Origin of the sequence: Aggregatibacter sp. oral taxon 513 (assembly GCF_018128305.1) — a bacterium.
Taxonomy (GTDB): Bacteria; Pseudomonadota; Gammaproteobacteria; order Enterobacterales; family Pasteurellaceae; genus Aggregatibacter; species Aggregatibacter segnis_A.
Genome location: NZ_CP072381.1, coordinates 1,090,260 through 1,106,565 on the forward strand (window position 1 = coordinate 1,090,260; position 16,306 = coordinate 1,106,565).

General features: G+C 44.8%; 11 protein-coding genes. 5 read left to right on the forward strand and 6 right to left on the reverse strand.

Features of this window, described 5'->3' with window-relative positions:
- Window positions 1-24: 24 nt before the first annotated feature.
- Genes lolE through J5A60_RS05260 form a run of 3 tightly spaced genes read right to left on the reverse strand, consistent with a single transcriptional unit; the run spans window position 25 to window position 3,161 of the window.
- Complete coding sequence (gene lolE / locus J5A60_RS05250) at window positions 25-1,275, reverse strand: lipoprotein-releasing ABC transporter permease subunit LolE (protein ID WP_212509685.1); 1,251 nt, start codon at window positions 1,273-1,275, stop codon at window positions 25-27.
- On the reverse strand, window positions 1,275-1,961 hold the full coding sequence (lolD, locus tag J5A60_RS05255) for a lipoprotein-releasing ABC transporter ATP-binding protein LolD (RefSeq protein WP_109128663.1): 687 nt from the start codon (window positions 1,959-1,961) through the stop codon (window positions 1,275-1,277). The genes lolE and lolD overlap by 1 nt, the downstream gene beginning before the upstream one ends.
- 15 nt (window positions 1,962-1,976) lie before the next feature.
- Entirely contained in the window at window positions 1,977-3,161 is a 1,185-nt protein-coding gene (locus J5A60_RS05260) for a lipoprotein-releasing ABC transporter permease subunit (RefSeq protein WP_212509686.1), read from the reverse strand.
- Window positions 3,162-3,379: 218 nt separating this feature from the next.
- Here J5A60_RS05260 and metH point away from each other — a divergent pair, with 218 nt between their 5' ends.
- Together metH and J5A60_RS05270 are read left to right on the forward strand one after the other, a co-directional pair.
- On the forward strand, window positions 3,380-7,072 hold the full coding sequence (gene metH, locus J5A60_RS05265; protein ID WP_212510751.1) for a methionine synthase: 3,693 nt from the start codon (window positions 3,380-3,382) through the stop codon (window positions 7,070-7,072).
- A gap of 62 nt (window positions 7,073-7,134) precedes the next feature.
- Window positions 7,135-8,214, forward strand: a complete 1,080-nt coding sequence (locus tag J5A60_RS05270) for a hypothetical protein (protein ID WP_212509687.1) — start codon at window positions 7,135-7,137, stop codon at window positions 8,212-8,214.
- A gap of 406 nt (window positions 8,215-8,620) precedes the next feature.
- Here J5A60_RS05270 and selD read toward each other — a convergent pair whose 3' ends face one another.
- From selD to pntA, 3 genes are all read right to left on the reverse strand, one after another.
- Complete coding sequence (gene selD, locus J5A60_RS05275; RefSeq protein WP_212510752.1) at window positions 8,621-9,661, reverse strand: selenide, water dikinase SelD; 1,041 nt, start codon at window positions 9,659-9,661, stop codon at window positions 8,621-8,623.
- 185 nt (window positions 9,662-9,846) lie between these two features.
- The gene (pntB, locus tag J5A60_RS05280) at window positions 9,847-11,271 is read right to left on the reverse strand and encodes a Re/Si-specific NAD(P)(+) transhydrogenase subunit beta (RefSeq protein ID WP_006718444.1); all 1,425 of its coding nucleotides are present in this window, start codon (window positions 11,269-11,271) and stop codon (window positions 9,847-9,849) included.
- A gap of 11 nt (window positions 11,272-11,282) precedes the next feature.
- On the reverse strand, window positions 11,283-12,818 hold the full coding sequence (gene pntA, locus J5A60_RS05285) for a Re/Si-specific NAD(P)(+) transhydrogenase subunit alpha (RefSeq protein WP_006718446.1): 1,536 nt from the start codon (window positions 12,816-12,818) through the stop codon (window positions 11,283-11,285).
- A 299-nt stretch (window positions 12,819-13,117) separates the two neighbouring features.
- On the opposite strand from pntA, the gene sfsA reads away from it, so the two are divergent.
- The 3 genes from sfsA (at window position 13,118) to J5A60_RS05300 (ending at window position 16,287) form a co-directional block, all read left to right on the forward strand.
- Window positions 13,118-13,849 (forward strand): DNA/RNA nuclease SfsA, encoded by a 732-nt coding sequence (sfsA, locus tag J5A60_RS05290; RefSeq protein WP_006718448.1) that lies wholly within the window; start codon window positions 13,118-13,120, stop codon window positions 13,847-13,849.
- Window positions 13,850-14,083: 234 nt separating this feature from the next.
- On the forward strand, window positions 14,084-15,271 hold the full coding sequence (tyrS, locus tag J5A60_RS05295; RefSeq protein WP_212509688.1) for a tyrosine--tRNA ligase: 1,188 nt from the start codon (window positions 14,084-14,086) through the stop codon (window positions 15,269-15,271).
- Window positions 15,272-15,360: 89 nt separating this feature from the next.
- The gene (locus tag J5A60_RS05300) at window positions 15,361-16,287 is read left to right on the forward strand and encodes an aminoimidazole riboside kinase (protein WP_212509689.1); all 927 of its coding nucleotides are present in this window, start codon (window positions 15,361-15,363) and stop codon (window positions 16,285-16,287) included.
- The last annotated feature ends 19 nt before the right edge of the window (window positions 16,288-16,306 follow it).

The window sequence follows — 16,306 nt, forward strand, 5'->3', positions numbered from 1 at the left end:
AAACTAGTTTATTTGATTTCTTTTTTAATGACCGCTTAATACCTGTGCCGGTTGCAATTTCGCCGCACGATTTGCCGGATAAAGGCTGGCAAATAAACTGAGAATTAACGCAGAAAGCAACACCAGCAACACATCTTGCCAATGTAGCTCGGTTGGTAGGAAGTCCACGAAATAAATGCCGTCAGATAATAATTTCCTACCGATTAAACCTTCCAAACCCTGTATAAGTGCGGTCAAATTTAAGGCCAAAATCACGCCCAACACAATGCCAATGAGACAGCCTTTCATGCCTGCCTGCAAGCCATACCAAATAAAAATACGCTTAATAAACCCATTATTCGCCCCAAGAGTACGCATAATGGCAATGTCGCCGGCTTTATCTTTCACTGCCATAATGAGCGTGGACACAATGTTAAAACACGCCACCCCAATCACCAGCACCATGGCAATATACATCACCGTGCGAATCAGCTGAATATCACGATACATATAGCCGAATTTACTGATCCAGTTTTGCAGGTAGAGCATCTGCGGATAATCTTGCAACATGGAATAATCAAGGGTTTGAATGTTAAACGGATCGGTGGTTTTCAATTCTACCCCACTCACCTGCTCCGCTTGATAATCCATCAACTGCTGCGCCTGCGCCAAAGGCATGAGGGCATAGCTGTGATCCAGCTGCCCATCTAAACGCAAAATGCCGGTTACTTGAATTCGTTCACGCAATGGCTGGGTTAAATTTTCCGTGCCTGTTTGTTGTGAAATTAACAAGGAAACCCAATCCCCTTCTTGTACATCCAACTCTCGTGCAATCCCCGAGCCCAACACCAACCCGCCATGTTGCGCGAAATTTTGCCATCCTTGATTTAACACGAAACGCCCAAGAGAACTCACTTGATCTTGCAATACCGTTTCCACGCCTTTAATTTGTACTACTTTTAATTTTGCGCCATTTTCCACTAAGGCGGTAAAACTGACAAAAGGCGAAACGCCAATGATTTGCGGATTTTGTTTCAACTTAGCGGCAAGATGTTGCCAATGATCAATCGGTGCATTGTTTTGCCCGTTTGCAGAGAAAATTTCCGCATGCGGCACCACCGCCAAAATCCGTTGATTGAGTTCACGTTCAAAGCCGTTCATGGCACTTAAGCCGATAATTAACACCGCCACGCCCAAGGCAATGCCGATGCTGGAAAAAAACGAAATCAGCGACACCAAACGGTTTTTATGTTTACTGCGTTGATAGCGCCAACTAATAAAAAATGGCGTATTCATCAGGCATTTTCCTCGCGTAGCACGCCGTCTTGCATAATTAAACGGCGATTCAATTTTTCCGCCAAATTCAAGTCATGGGTCACCAATAAGAACGCAATTTGCTTTTCTTGGTTAAGCTGTTGAATCAACTCAAAAATGCTTTCCGTGGTTTTGTGATCCAAATTCCCGGTGGGTTCGTCTGCTAACACCAATGCCGGGTTATTCACCAGCGCACGGGCAATCGCCACACGTTGACGTTCCCCGCCGGATAGCGCAGACGGGCGATGTGAAATTCTGTGCTGTAAACCGACCGCACTTAAGATCTGTTCGGCGCGATCCTGTGCTTCCGTTTTATTTTGTTGCCCGATAAGCATCGGCATCATGACATTCTCAAGTGCGGTGAAATCTGCCATCAAATGGTGAAACTGATACACAAACCCTAAATATTGATTGCGCAACTTCGCCAAGGCGTTCGGGCTCATTTGTTGCAACGATTGTCCTTTGATAAACACTTCACCGCTGCTCGGTTGATCCAAACCGCCCAAGGTGTGTAGCAACGTACTTTTGCCCGAACCGGAACTGCCCACAATCGCGACCAATTCGCTCGGTTGCATAGAAAAAGACACCTGTTTTAGCACTTCCGTTTGTTGGGTGCCTTCTTGATAAAATTTCGTGATATGTTGGCAAGATAATAATGCTGTATTCATTTTTTCATCTCTTTTTTATTCGTAGCGCAAGGCTTCTGCCGGCTCGACTTTCGCGGCGCGATAGGCAGGATAAAGGGTGGATAACAATGACAATAATAAGGAAAACGCGACAATCGTCAGGATTTGCCAAGGCTCAAGTGCAGTCGGTAAATAAAGTGTTTTTGCACCTAAGAGATTCACAATGGCATCCAAATTTAACGTCACTAACACGCCCAATATAGCGCCCGCCAAGGTGCCCATTAACCCCACCAATAAACCTTGATAAATGAAGATGGAACGCACCTGTCCTTTCGTTAAACCGAGGGTTTGCAAAATGGCGATCTCGCCCTGTTTGTCCACCACCATCAGGCTTAAAGACGTAATAATATTGGACACCGCCACCACGATAATTAAGCTCACCAACAAGCCCATCATATTTTTTTCCATACGCACCGCTTGGAAAAACTCACCTTTTTGCGTGCGCCAATCGGTAATTTGCGCGGCTGTGGGAAATGCCACCGGCAGCTCGGTAATTTGGAACGGATCCGTTAAAAATAAACGGAAACCTTGGGCTTCGCCCGGCTGAATTCGCATTAAGCGACCAATGTCCGTTAAATTGGCGAAGGCTTCATATCCTGACACTTCGCCCGTATCAAAATAGATTTCGCTGACGGTAAATAAACGCTGCAACGGCACGCGCCCGAACGGCGTGTATTGGCTGTTTTCGGTAATCATCAAACGCACTTTGTCGCCGACATGCAGGTTTAATTTCTGCGCCAGTTGATCGCCAAGAATGATTTTAAACTCACCTGTCGGGAGCAAATCCTCAAAATGCGATTCGGATAAAGCAGACAAAATCGGGTCATCTGAAAATTGTCGAATTCCAATCACTTGTCCTGCGCTAACACCACTTGCAGTTTGAAAAATCACATTGGTCATGTTTATCGGCACGGCTTTTTGCACAAAATTTGGCATCGGTGGCTCGGCATCATCGATCTTCACCTTGCCGTTTGGGCTAACAATGGCGTGTGGAATGGAAGAAAGCACCTGTTGTTTTTGATAACCTTCCAAACCATTCATCACAGACAGCACGATAATCAATGCCATCACGCCAAGCACAATGCCGAAACTGGCTAAATTCGTCACCAACCGTCCAAAACGATCGGCACTTTTTGCCCGCCAATAGCGCAATGCAATAAAAAGAGGGATAGATAAACTCATAACGAATAAGAAATCATTCAAAATACGGAAAAAATTGCGCGCTAGTTTAGCATAGACCAAGATAAAAAGCAGAAAATCGGCAAAGAATTCTCTTCTTATGTCTACTAGAAAAATGCGTTAAAAAAACACCGCACTTTTAGAGAGATAACATTTGACAGCACAAGCACATCTTCCTACTATTCCTCCCATTTATTTGAACTACAACAAACGGAAAGCTTATTTTGAAAAACACCACTGAAATACTAAAAAATGCCCTTGCCCAACGTATCTTAATTTTAGACGGCGCCATGGGCACGATGATCCAAAAATATAAACTCACCGAAGCAGATTTCCGTGGTGAACGCTTTAAAGAAAGTGTGGTGGATTTACGTGGCAATAATGATTTGCTCACTCTCACCCAGCCGCTGTTGATTTCCGCCATTCACGAAAAATATTTAGAAGCCGGCGCAGACATTATCGAAACCAATACGTTCAGCTCTACCACCATTGCGCAAGCGGATTACGATTTGCAATCCATTGCCTACGAACTCAACTTTGCCGGCGCGAAACTGGCACGTTTGGCGGCGGATAAATACAGTACGCCGGAAAAACCAAGATTCGTCGCAGGGATTCTCGGCCCGACGAACCGCACTGCGTCCATTTCCCCGAACGTGAATGATCCGGGCTTCCGTAACGTCACCTTTATGGAATTGGTAGATGCCTATTCGGAAGCCACGCGCGGCTTAATTGAAGGCGGTGCCGATTTAATTATGATCGAAACCATTTTCGACACGCTAAATGCCAAAGCGGCAGTGTTTGCCATTGAAACCGTGTTTGAAGAATTAAGCGTGGAATTGCCGATTATGATTTCCGGCACCATTACCGATGCGTCTGGCCGTACTCTTTCAGGACAAACTACCGAAGCGTTCTACAACTCCCTTCGTCATGCGAAACCACTGACATTCGGTTTAAACTGTGCGTTAGGCCCGAAAGAACTCCGCCAGTATGTTGAACAACTGTCTAAAATCAGCGAAACCTACGTTTCCGTCCACCCAAACGCAGGCTTGCCAAATGCCTTCGGTGGCTACGATCTCGGTGCGGAAGACATGGCGGTACACCTGAAAGAATGGGCGGAAAGCGGTTTTGTGAACATTATCGGTGGCTGTTGCGGCACCACACCGGAACACATCAAAGCCTTTGCCGAAGCGGTAGAAAATATCCCGCCACGCAAATTGCCACAAATCAAAACAGCCATGCGTTTATCAGGTTTAGAACCGCTCAATATTGATGATGAAAGCCTGTTCGTGAACGTGGGTGAGCGTAATAACGTGACAGGTTCGGCGAAATTCAAACGTTTAATTAAAGAAGACAAATTTGCCGAAGCCATTGAAATTGCCATCGACCAAGTAGAAAACGGCGCGCAAGTCATCGACGTGAACATGGACGAAGCCTTGCTCGACGGCAAAAAATGCATGACCCGTTTCCTCAACATTATGGCAACCGAACCCGATGCAGCAAAAGTGCCGGTGATGATCGACTCCTCCAAATGGGAAGTGATTGAGGCGGGCTTGCAATCGGTGCAAGGCAAACCGATTGTGAACTCCATCTCGTTGAAAGAAGGCGAAGAAATCTTTATTGAACACGCCAAACTGGTACGTAAATACGGCGCGGCGGTGGTCGTGATGGCGTTCGACGAAGTGGGACAAGCGGACACCGAAGATCGCAAAGTGGAAATCTGTACCCGTGCTTATAACATCTTAGTCAACCAACTTGGCTTCCCGCCGGAAGACATCATTTTCGACCCGAATATTTTCGCCATCGGCACCGGGATTGAAGAACACAACAACTACGGCGTGGATTTTATTAACGCAACAGGTCGTATTAAACGTAGTCTTCCGCACGCCAAGATTTCCGGCGGTGTGTCAAATGTGTCCTTCTCCTTCCGTGGTAACAATGTGATGCGTGAAGCCATTCACGCGGTCTTCCTCTATCACGCCATCAAACAAGGCATGGACATGGGGATCGTGAACGCAGGCCAGCTTGCGATTTATGACGATCTCGATCCTGAATTGCGTGAAATCGTAGAAGATGCGGTATTAAACCGCAGCCCGGATGCCACCGAAAAATTGCTCGATATTGCAGAAAAATATCGTAATCAAGGCAACGATGAAAGTGCGGTCGATTCTGTCGCCGAATGGCGTAAATGGCCGGTGGAAGAACGTTTAAAACACGCGCTGGTGAAAGGCATTACTACGTACATTATCGAAGACACGGAAGAAGCGCGTCAAAAATTGCCAACGCCGTTAGAAGTCATCGAAGGTCCGCTCATGGCAGGCATGGACGTGGTGGGTGATTTGTTTGGCGACGGTAAAATGTTCCTGCCGCAAGTGGTGAAATCCGCGCGCGTAATGAAACAATCCGTGGCGTATTTAGAGCCATTTATCAACGCCACCAAACAAAAAGGCTCCAGCAACGGCAAAGTGGTGATTGCCACCGTGAAAGGCGACGTGCACGACATCGGCAAAAACATCGTGAGCGTGGTGTTGCAATGTAATAACTTTGAAGTAATTGACTTGGGCGTGATGGTGCCGGCAGACAAAATCATTCAAACCGCGATTGAGGAAAAAGCGGATCTTATCGGCTTGAGCGGTTTGATTACGCCATCTTTAGACGAAATGGAATACTTCCTCGGCGAAATGACCCGTTTAGGCTTGAACTTGCCAGTCTTAATCGGCGGTGCGACCACCTCCAAAGAACATACCGCCATTAAACTGTATCCAAAATACAAACAACATGGCGTGTTCTATACCTCGAACGCCTCCCGTGCGGTAACGGTGTGTGCCACGCTGATGAACCCAGAAGGCCGTGCAGCATTGTGGGAACAATTCAAGAAAGATTACGAAAAAATCCAACAATCCTTCGCCACCCGAAAACCGTTGCGTAAACAACTCAGCATTGAAGAAGCGCGCGCCAACCGTTTCAATGGCTTTAGCGGTGAATGGGCAGATTATGTGCCACCAACGCCAAAACAAACGGGCATTGTGGAATTTAAAAACGTGCCAATTGCTGAGTTGCGCAAATTTATCGACTGGTCGCCGTTCTTCCGCGTGTGGGGCTTGATGGGCGGTTATCCGGATGCCTTTGATCATCCGGAAAGTGGCGAAGAAGCCCGCCGCGTGTGGAATGATGCGCAAGCGATGTTAGATGCTTTCGAACAAAACCACAAACTTAACCCAAGCGGCGTGTTGGGCATTTTCCCTGCGGAACGTGTGGGCGATGATGTGGTGTTATTCTCCGATGAAGACCGCATGCAAACCATCGGCACGGCTTACGGCTTACGCCAACAAACAGAACGTGGCAAAAACAGCAAAAGCCAATTTAACTTTGCCTTAAGCGACTTTATCGCTGATCGCGAAAGCGGTAAAAAAGACTGGATGGGGATGTTTGCCGTGTGCGCCGGCATTGAAGAAATGGATTTGGTGGAAGGCTATAAAGCAGCAGGCGATGACTACAACGCCATCTTGCTGCAAGCCGTGGGCGACCGCCTTGCCGAAGCCATGGCAGAATACCTGCACTTTGAACTACGCACCCGCATTTGGGGCTACACACAAGAAGAATTCGATAACCAAGGGTTAATCAATGAAAACTATGTCGGCATCCGCCCGGCACCGGGCTATCCAAGCTGCCCGGAACACACGGAAAAAGCCTTGATTTGGGATTTATTGGAAGTCGAACAACGCATCGGCATGAAACTCACCGAAAGCTACGCCATGTGGCCGGCCGCTTCCGTCTGCGGTTGGTACTTCACCCACCCGGCAAGCAACTATTTCACCTTAGGTCGCATCGATGAAGACCAAGCTCAAGATTATGCCAAACGTAAAGGTTGGGATGAGAGAGAGATGATGAAATGGCTAGGTGTGGCGATGAAGTGATTAAGAAATACACTTAAATTCGATAGTTAAATAAAAATACATAATAAAGTCAAGGTATAAATATGCGCTACAAGTGGATAATAAAAGATTCAGAAAACAGTTCTAAACTATTAGATGAACATAAAGAATTTTGTAATGAAATTTTTATACTAGATCATTTATCTGGTAAAGAACCTTCTCTTTTTGTTCAAAATATTATAGCTGTAAAGATAGACAACTTGAAATTTTTCGCTTCTGCCTTACTTGATTCAAATGTTATGTCTTCTATTCATAGATTTATAGAAGGTAATTATCAAAATGATGGCTTAATTGAATTCCTTGAATTTATTACAGAAAATAAATGGGGTCTAAGTCCTTACTTCTATTACCTGGAAGCCTATTCAAAAGGTATCATTGATAAAAAGGATGAAACTCAAGTTAGAGAGTATTTAATCAAACACACAAAATCATTGTTAAAGTTATACTTAATGGATGAAATATTTTTCCTTAAAAACAAGGAATATAAAGAAACAGTAAATGAAGAACAAATATTTTTTTATTTAAAAGGTAAAACTATAGATGAAACAGCTTCAGAAAGAGTTGATAATTTCATTATGAACTATTCAAATAATATTAATCTATTAGGAATAGAGATTTTGTTAATCAAGATGATCTTTATTAATTTATTTGAACTACCAAAAGGGACTGTAAAAGAAAAGCTTGATATTTTTGATAATTTTATGCAATCTCAGTTAGGTAAAATTTTTGCAAGAGAATATTACTTAGCAAAGCAATACTTTAATGGTAGTGCTGGAAAAATATTTGGAATCCATAAGAACTCAAAACAAGAAAAGGTATTAAATACCATTAAGTCTACAACCTGGGATCTATTTCTACTTAGATTTCCTGAATGTAGTTTTATACATTCTGATGGTAATGATGAGGTTAATATAGGGTTTATTGTAACACAAGAAAAATCATTATTTAAGTTGGGTAAACTATTTAAATATGATGAGATTTTTATCGAAAATAATATTCCAATTCCTACTTTTCTAGACACAGAAAAACTATATATTGAAAAAAAAAATGATAAACCTAGTGAATACATATCCTACCTCCATGAAAGTATGCTGAAGTGTCTGAAAAACTATTTTCCAAACTAATAGTTAGAATATTTTCTAGATGTCCCCACAATAGCGTAAGCGTCTTCGCTTGTGCCTCTCATCTAAAAGTGCGGTTAGAAAATCCAAAGAATTTTGAACATTGGTTCTGTCAACGGCTTATGGGTAAAATTCTCAATGTTTTTATTAAACAGCACCAGCGTGGACGCTGGCGCTATCTTTCTTTATTTACACATCTCTGTTGGCGCACGCTTCCTAGCGTGTGCCTAATTTCACTAAAAAACACTCCAAAAACTCACCGCACTTTATTTACTTTCTTTGGCACGCGTTAGGCAATGCGCGCTAGCATAAATTTTTATGACTAAAAAAATGCGGTCATTTCCTCAAACGTTTTTCATTTCAAAAAACACTTGGAAAAATGACCGCACTTTGATCAGAAAATTAACGACTATTTCACCACTATAAATTCCGGTGTAGCTTGTCGTTCGATGAGTTTGCCGACAGGATATAGCTCAACACCGGCGTTTTGTGCAACGGCAAAAACCTCTTTTTCTGCATCCGGTTTAACGGCAATGAGTAAGCCACCGGAGGTTTGTGGATCGCATAATACGGCTTTCTGTAAATCCGTTATTGGAGCGATTTTATGTCCGTAGCTGTCGAAATTGCGGTTCGTGCCGCCCGGAATGCAACCTTGTGCGATGTAGTCATACACACCGTCCAAGGTTTTAATGTTGGCGAAATCCACTTCGGCATTGAGATTGGAGCCTTCGCAGATTTCGGCTAAATGCCCTAACAAGCCGAAACCGGTGACATCAGTCATGGCAGTGACGCCATCAATGTTTGAAAGCTGACTGCCTAGCAAATTCATTTGGCACATCCACTTAGTCGCCAAACCTTTATGTTCCGCTTTTAATTTGCCTTGTTTTTCTGCCGTGGTTAATACGCCGATGCCCAATGGCTTGGTTAAATACAAGTTACAGCCTGCTTGTGCCGTAGCGTTTCGTTTCACTTTTTCAGTGTCGATAATGCCGGTTACGGCTAAGCCAAAAATCGGTTCCGGTGAGTCGATGGAATGACCGCCGGCAAGGGCAATGCCCGCTTCCTGGCAAGCAAAACGGCCGCCGTCAATAATGCGTTGTGCCACGCTTGCCGGCAATTTGTTAATCGGGAAGCCAAACACCGCAATCGCCATAATCGGCTTGCCGCCCATGGCAAAAATATCGCTCACGGCGTTGGTTGCCGCAATGCGTCCAAAATCAAAAGGGTCGTCTACAATCGGCATGAAAAAGTCCGTGGTACTGATAATCGACGTACCATTGCCTAAATCATACACCGCCGCATCATCCTTGGTGTCATTGCCGACAAGGAGATTCGGGTCAATAAACGGAGCCATTTCGGTATGCAAAATTTCCTCTAAAACCTTAGGCGATATTTTGCAGCCTCAACCGGCGCCGTGGCTATATTGCGTCAGCCGAATGTCGTTTGTTATGACGCATTCATTCTGCTTCGCGTGCAAAGCCTGCTCTGTCATGCTTACTTCCTTTTTGTTAAACGAATGGCGTAATTATAGCGTTATTGAACTAATGATTCATTAATTGAAATGCATTTCTCAGAAACAAAAATGCGGTGAAAATTCACCGCACTTTTATTTTTTAGCTTGTCATCCAAAGCAAATTACAAGGCTTTTAAGATGTCGTCCACACGTTCTTTGGCGTCGCCGAACAGCATTTGCGTGTTTTCTTTGAAGAACAGCGGATTTTGCACGCCGGCGTAACCGGTATTCATCGAACGTTTGAATACCACCACATTAGCCGCTTTCCACACTTCCAATACCGGCATGCCGGCGATTGGGCTGTGCGGATCGTCCATTGCCGCAGGGTTGACGGTGTCGTTCGCACCGATAACCAAGACGGTGTCGGTGTCAGCGAAATCATCGTTGATTTCATCCATTTCCAGCACGATGTCGTAAGGCACTTTGGCTTCCGCCAATAACACGTTCATGTGGCCAGGCAAGCGTCCGGCAACCGGATGGATACCGAAACGCACGTTTACGCCACGCTCGCGTAATTTTTGGGTGATTTCTGCCACCGGATATTGTGCTTGCGCCACCGCCATGCCGTATCCCGGGGTGATAATCACAGAGCTGGAATTTTTCAATAATTCCGCCACTTCTTCTGCAGTGGTTTCGCGGTGTTCGCCTTGTTCCGTATCGGAAGACACTTGAACGTCATTACCGAAACCACCTGCAATAACGCTGATGAAAGAGCGATTCATGGCTTTACACATGATGTAAGACAAGATCGCACCGGAAGAACCTACAAGCGCACCGGTCACGATTAACAAGTCATTGCTAAGCATGAAACCTGCCGCAGCTGCTGCCCAACCGGAATAGGAGTTCAACATGGACACCACCACCGGCATGTCTGCACCACCGATAGAGGCCACTAAATGCCAACCGAATGCAAGGGCAATCACGGTCATGATTAATACCGGGAAGATATTTTCCGGTTCACTTAAGAACGCCACCATTAATAACGCGGAAACAATAAGCGCTGCCAAGTTTAATTTATGACGGTGTGGCAACATTAAGGCTTTGGAATTAATTTTTCCGCTTAATTTACCGAATGCCACCACAGAGCCGGTGAAGGTCACCGCACCGATGAAGATCCCCAAGAACACTTCCACGTTATGCACGCTGGCAAGTGCGGCTTGTTCTGCAAGGAATTTCGCTTGTTCTACGTCATTTAAACCGCTAGGCATGGTTGGGATATCATGCAAACCGTAGCTGTTATAGCCTACCAATACGGCAGCCAAACCCACGAAGCTGTGCAAGATTGCCACTAATTCCGGCATTTCCGTCATTTCAACTTTTAATGCACGCTGAATACCAATCGCCCCACCAATCACCATAGCAATGATGATCCATAATGTGCCTTCGGATTTTGGCCCGAAGATGGTGGCGATGAGGGCAATCCCCATCCCGATAATGCCATACCAGCACCCTGCTTTTGCCGTTTCATGTTTAGAAAGACCGGCTAAGCTCATAATGAAGAGCAACGCTGCCACAATATACGCAGCTTGTACAAAACCTTCTGACATGATTTTCTCCTTTAGCCTTTTCTAAACATGGAAAGCATACGTTGAGTGACGCGGAAGCCACCAAAAATGTTGATGCTTGCCACTAAAATCGCAATAAACGCCAACACACTAATGAAGAAATTACCTTGTGAGATTTGCAATAACGCCCCTACGATAATAATCCCTGAAATCGCATTGGTTACCGCCATCAATGGGGTGTGTAGCGCATGGCTCACATTCCAAACCACATAGTAACCCACGACACAAGCCAAGACGAACACGGTTAAGTGAGAAAGGAAAGCCGCCGGTGCAATAGACGTGAGCCATAAGAAAAGCACACCCACTGCCGCCATAATGCCGTATTTTTTACGCGGATCCGTTGGTTTTTCTTCCTCTTTTTTGACCGCACTTGCGGTTTTTGCTTGTTGTTGCGGTTGCGCAGACACTTGAATTGGTGGTGCCGGCCATGTGACTTCACCATCACGAATCACTGTCACGCCACGCAATACCACGTCGTCGAAATTGATGTCGATTTGACCGTCTTTGTTTTTGCAAAGCAATTTCAACAAGTTAACCAGGTTGGTACCGTAAAGTTGGGAAGATTGCGTTGGTAAACGGCTTGGTAAATCGGTGTAACCAATGATTTTCACTTGATTATCGGTGACCACCACTTCGCCGGCTTTACTCAATTCACAGTTACCGCCGGTCGCTGCGGCTAAATCCACAATCACGCTACCCGGCTTCATGGATTCCACCATTTCTTTGGTGATTAAGCGCGGTGCAGGTCTGCCCGGAATTAATGCGGTGGTAATGATAATGTCCACTTCTTTCGCTTGTTCTGCGTAAAGGGCAAGCGCGCGACGATTAAATTCCTCAGACATGACTTTAGCATAGCCATCGCCACTGCCGCCTTCTTCTTTAAAATCGATTTCAAGGAAGCTGGCGCCCATACTTTCTACTTGTTCTTTTACTTCCGGACGGGAGTCAAAAGCACGTACAATAGCACCTAGACTGTTTGCAGCCCCAATCGCGGCAAGACCGGCAACACCCGCACCAATCACCAACACTTTCGCCGGTGGCACTTTACCTGCTGCGGTAATTTGTCCGGTGAAGAAACTGCCAAATTCATGTGCGGCTTCCACCACGGCACGATAACCGGCAATATTTGCCATTGAACTTAATGCATCCAATGCTTGCGCACGAGAAATACGCGGCACGGCATCCATCGCCAACACATTGATTTTTTTCGCTGACAATTTTTCCATGAGCTGCGGATTTTGCGCAGGCCAGATGAAGCTGACTAAGGTTGCCCCTTCTTTAATTAAAGCGATTTCATCGTCGGTCGGCGCGTTGACTTTAAAAATAATGTCCGCTTGCCAAACCTGTGCGGCATCACCGACTTTCGCACCGGCAGCTACAAATGCCTGATCTTCAAAACTCGCTTTGAAACCCGCATCATGTTCAACAATCACATCGAAGCCAAGCTTCAAAATTTGCTGAACCGTTTTCGGCGTTGCCGCCACACGACTTTCATTATCAAGCAGTTCTCTAGGTACACCAATTAACATAATGATTCCCTTTGATAGATTAAGATGTAGGTAACAAATTTACCCGCCCGAAATGACACCTCTAGGCTGTCAAATTAGCCCTCACTCTATCATTGTTCCCCTAAAAACGAAAAAAAATTTTCGGCTTTTTATTCAATATGTGATCCCTATTACAATTTGTAGTAGCACATAAAAAAATTAGAAATCCCTCCCTCGCTTTGCTATCTTAGCGCGCGAATATTTTGGCTGCCGTTTCACATTCGGTCAGTTAAAAAACACTGAAAAACTTAACCGCACTTTGATGCTCAAGGTCAAACACAATGCAATTACCTCCTCTACAATCCGCCACCTTAATCCGTCGTTACAAACGTTTCTTAACCGATGTGCAACTGCCAAACGGCGATATCACCACGCTGCACTGCGCCAATACCGGTGCCATGATTGGCTGTGGTGCAGAAGGCGACATCGTTTGGTATTCCACCTCCGACAGTGCCACACGGAAATACCCAAGCTCATGGGAATTAACGCAATTAGCAAATGGCAATATGGTTTGCATTAACACCCACCGCTCTAATCAGCTCACCTTTGATGCCTTACAGAAAAAACAAATCCTTGAACTCGCCATGTATGATGAAATTCACCCGGAAGTGAAATACGGTGAGGAAAACAGCCGTATTGATTTCCTGCTAAAAGGTAAAGATCTGCCCGATTGTTATGTAGAAGTGAAATCCATCACGTATGTAGATAACGACAAAAAACTCGGCATGTTTCCCGATGCTGTTACGACACGCGGACAAAAACACTTGCGCGAATTGATCGCAATGAAAAAACAAGGCCATCGTGCCGTCATTTTCTTCTGTGGCTTACATGATGGTTTTGACCATTTCCAAATCGCGAAACATATTGATACCAAATACGATGCGCTTTTCCGGCAAGCTCTCAAAGAAGGTGTGGAAGCCTATGCGTATGCCGCTGAATTTGAAAAAACGCAGGGAATTCCAACCGCACTTCATCTCACAAAGGTCGTACCACTTAAGATAAACTCAATTTAAGCAAATTATTTGAGAATTATTTTCATTAAAGTGCTTGACATTATTTTTGAGAATAATTATCATTCAATTACCAAAACAAATTATAGATAATCACTCCAACTTCAACGCCTCATCCCCCACAAGAGGCGTTTTTTTTCACCTGAAATCTGCCCTTTTCCTTAAAAATAATTCAAATTTAGCGAATAATCTCTATAATGTAGCCTTTCGGTAAATTGAATAACATTAGGAAAAGACATGACTGATATGAATACCGTTCTCGCAGAACTAAAACGCGGCGTAGATGAAATTCTTTCTGAACAGGATTTAATTGAAAAACTTAAAGAAAATCGCCCATTGCGCGTGAAACTCGGCGCAGACCCAACCGCACCGGATATTCATTTAGGTCACACTGTAGTATTAAACAAATTACGTCAATTCCAACAATTAGGCCACGAAGTTTATTTCTTAATCGGTGACTTCACCGGCATGGTGGGCGATCCGTCCGGTAAAAATGCGACTCGTCCGCCGCTTAGCCGCGAAGATGTGTTACGCAACGCGGAAACCTACAAACAACAAATTTATAAAATTCTCGATCCGCAAAAAACCCATATTGTATTCAACTCTGAATGGTTGGGTAAATTAGGCACCGAAGGCATGATTCGTTTGGCAAGCAACTACACGGTTGCCCGAATGTTAGAACGTGATGATTTCAAAAAACGTTTCTCTAACAATCAACCGATTGCGATTCATGAATTTATTTACCCGCTCTTACAAGGTCATGATTCTGTTGCGTTGGAAGCCGATGTTGAATTAGGCGGAACCGACCAAAAATTCAATTTATTAGTGGGTCGTGAATTACAAAAATCTGCCGGTCAAAAACCACAAGTGGCAATTACCCTGCCATTATTAGTGGGCTTGGATGGCGAGAAAAAAATGTCTAAATCCCTCGGCAACTATATCGGTGTCACCGAAGCACCAAGCGAAATGTTCGGCAAAATCATGTCCATTTCCGATGACTTAATGTGGGATTGGTATAACCTGCTTTCTTTCCGTCCATTAGCAGAAATTGTCCAATTAAAAGCTGATGTGGCAAACGGTAAAAATCCACGGGATGTCAAAATCTTATTAGCCAAAGAAATTATTGCCCGTTTCCATGATGACGCGGCTGCAGATGCGGCTGAACAAGAATTTATCAACCGTTTCCAAAAAGGCGCGATGCCGGATGACATGCCTGAATTTACCTTTGAAGGCGAAATCGGGCTTGCCAACTTGTTAAAAGAAGCCGGCTTGGTCGCTTCGACTTCAGAAGCCAACCGTATGGTACAACAAGGCGGTGTGAAAATTGACGGTGAAAAAGTAGAAGACGCCAAACTGGTTATCAGCGCTTCGACTGCGGTTTACCAAGTAGGTAAACGTAAGTTCGCCAAAGTCACGGTGAAATAAAAACATCACAAAAATGAACCGCACTTATGTCATCATAAAGTGCGGTTATTTTTATCCGCGTTTTTTAGGGTTAACACGAGGAGCAAAAGATGAGTCAAAAAATTTGGGTATTAGGTGACGCCGTGGTGGATTTAATCCCCGACGGAGAAAATCATTACTTACGCTGTGCGGGCGGTGCGCCGGCAAACGTGGCGGTAGGCATCGCCCGTTTAGGCGGTGAAAGTGCGTTTATCGGTCGCGTGGGCAAAGATCCCTTGGGCGAATTTATGCAACAAACCCTGCAACAAGAAAACGTACAAACCAGCCACATGATTCTTGATCCGCAACAGCGTACTTCCACGGTTATCGTCGGGTTAGATAACGGCGAACGGAGCTTTACCTTTATGGTCAATCCAAGTGCCGACCAGTTTTTGCAAGTAGCGGATTTACCGAATTTCCAAGCAAACGAATGGCTTCATTGCTGCTCTATTGCTTTAATCAACAATCCTTCCCGCGAAACCACCTTTGAAGCCATTCGTCGTATTAAAGCCGCGGGCGGATTCTTCTCTTTTGATCCCAATTTGCGCGAATCCCTTTGGGCAAGTTTTGACGACATGAAGCAAACCGTTATGCAAGCGGTGGCATTGGCAGATGTATTGAAGTTTTCAGAAGAAGAATTAACGCTGCTCACTGACACACAAACTCTAGGCGACGCGTTTGAAAAAATCACCGCACTTTATCCGAAAAAATTGATCATTGTGACCTTGGGCAAAGACGGTGCACGCTATCATTTAGCCGGTAAACAAGATGTGGTTGCCGGCAAAGCCTTAAAACCGGTTGACACTACAGGTGCAGGCGATGCCTTTGTCGGCGGTCTTCTTGCCGGGCTTTCACAACATTCAGATTGGAAAGAAATTTCTGTACTTGAGCAAATTATCCGTCAAGCCAATGCCTGTGGCGCGTTAGCTACCACGGCAAAAGGCGCGATGTCTGCCCTACCGAATAAAATGCAATTAGCCGATTTTTTGGCGAACTAGTCTTTTACTTTAATCGCGC

Bases quoted from the DNA above. Each gene is read 5' to 3' on its own strand.
- lolE (WP_212509685.1), bottom strand. From the start codon at position 1,275: ATGAATACGCCATTTTTTATTAGTTGGCGCTATCAACGCAGTAAACAT.
- lolD (WP_109128663.1), bottom strand. From the start codon at position 1,961: ATGAATACAGCATTATTATCTTGCCAACATATCACGAAATTTTATCAA.
- J5A60_RS05260 (WP_212509686.1), bottom strand. From the start codon at position 3,161: ATGAGTTTATCTATCCCTCTTTTTATTGCATTGCGCTATTGGCGGGCA.
- J5A60_RS05270 (WP_212509687.1), top strand. From the start codon at position 7,135: ATGCGCTACAAGTGGATAATAAAAGATTCAGAAAACAGTTCTAAACTA.
- pntB (WP_006718444.1), bottom strand. From the start codon at position 11,271: ATGTCAGAAGGTTTTGTACAAGCTGCGTATATTGTGGCAGCGTTGCTC.
- pntA (WP_006718446.1), bottom strand. From the start codon at position 12,818: ATGTTAATTGGTGTACCTAGAGAACTGCTTGATAATGAAAGTCGTGTG.
- sfsA (WP_006718448.1), top strand. From the start codon at position 13,118: ATGCAATTACCTCCTCTACAATCCGCCACCTTAATCCGTCGTTACAAA.
- tyrS (WP_212509688.1), top strand. From the start codon at position 14,084: ATGACTGATATGAATACCGTTCTCGCAGAACTAAAACGCGGCGTAGAT.
- J5A60_RS05300 (WP_212509689.1), top strand. From the start codon at position 15,361: ATGAGTCAAAAAATTTGGGTATTAGGTGACGCCGTGGTGGATTTAATC.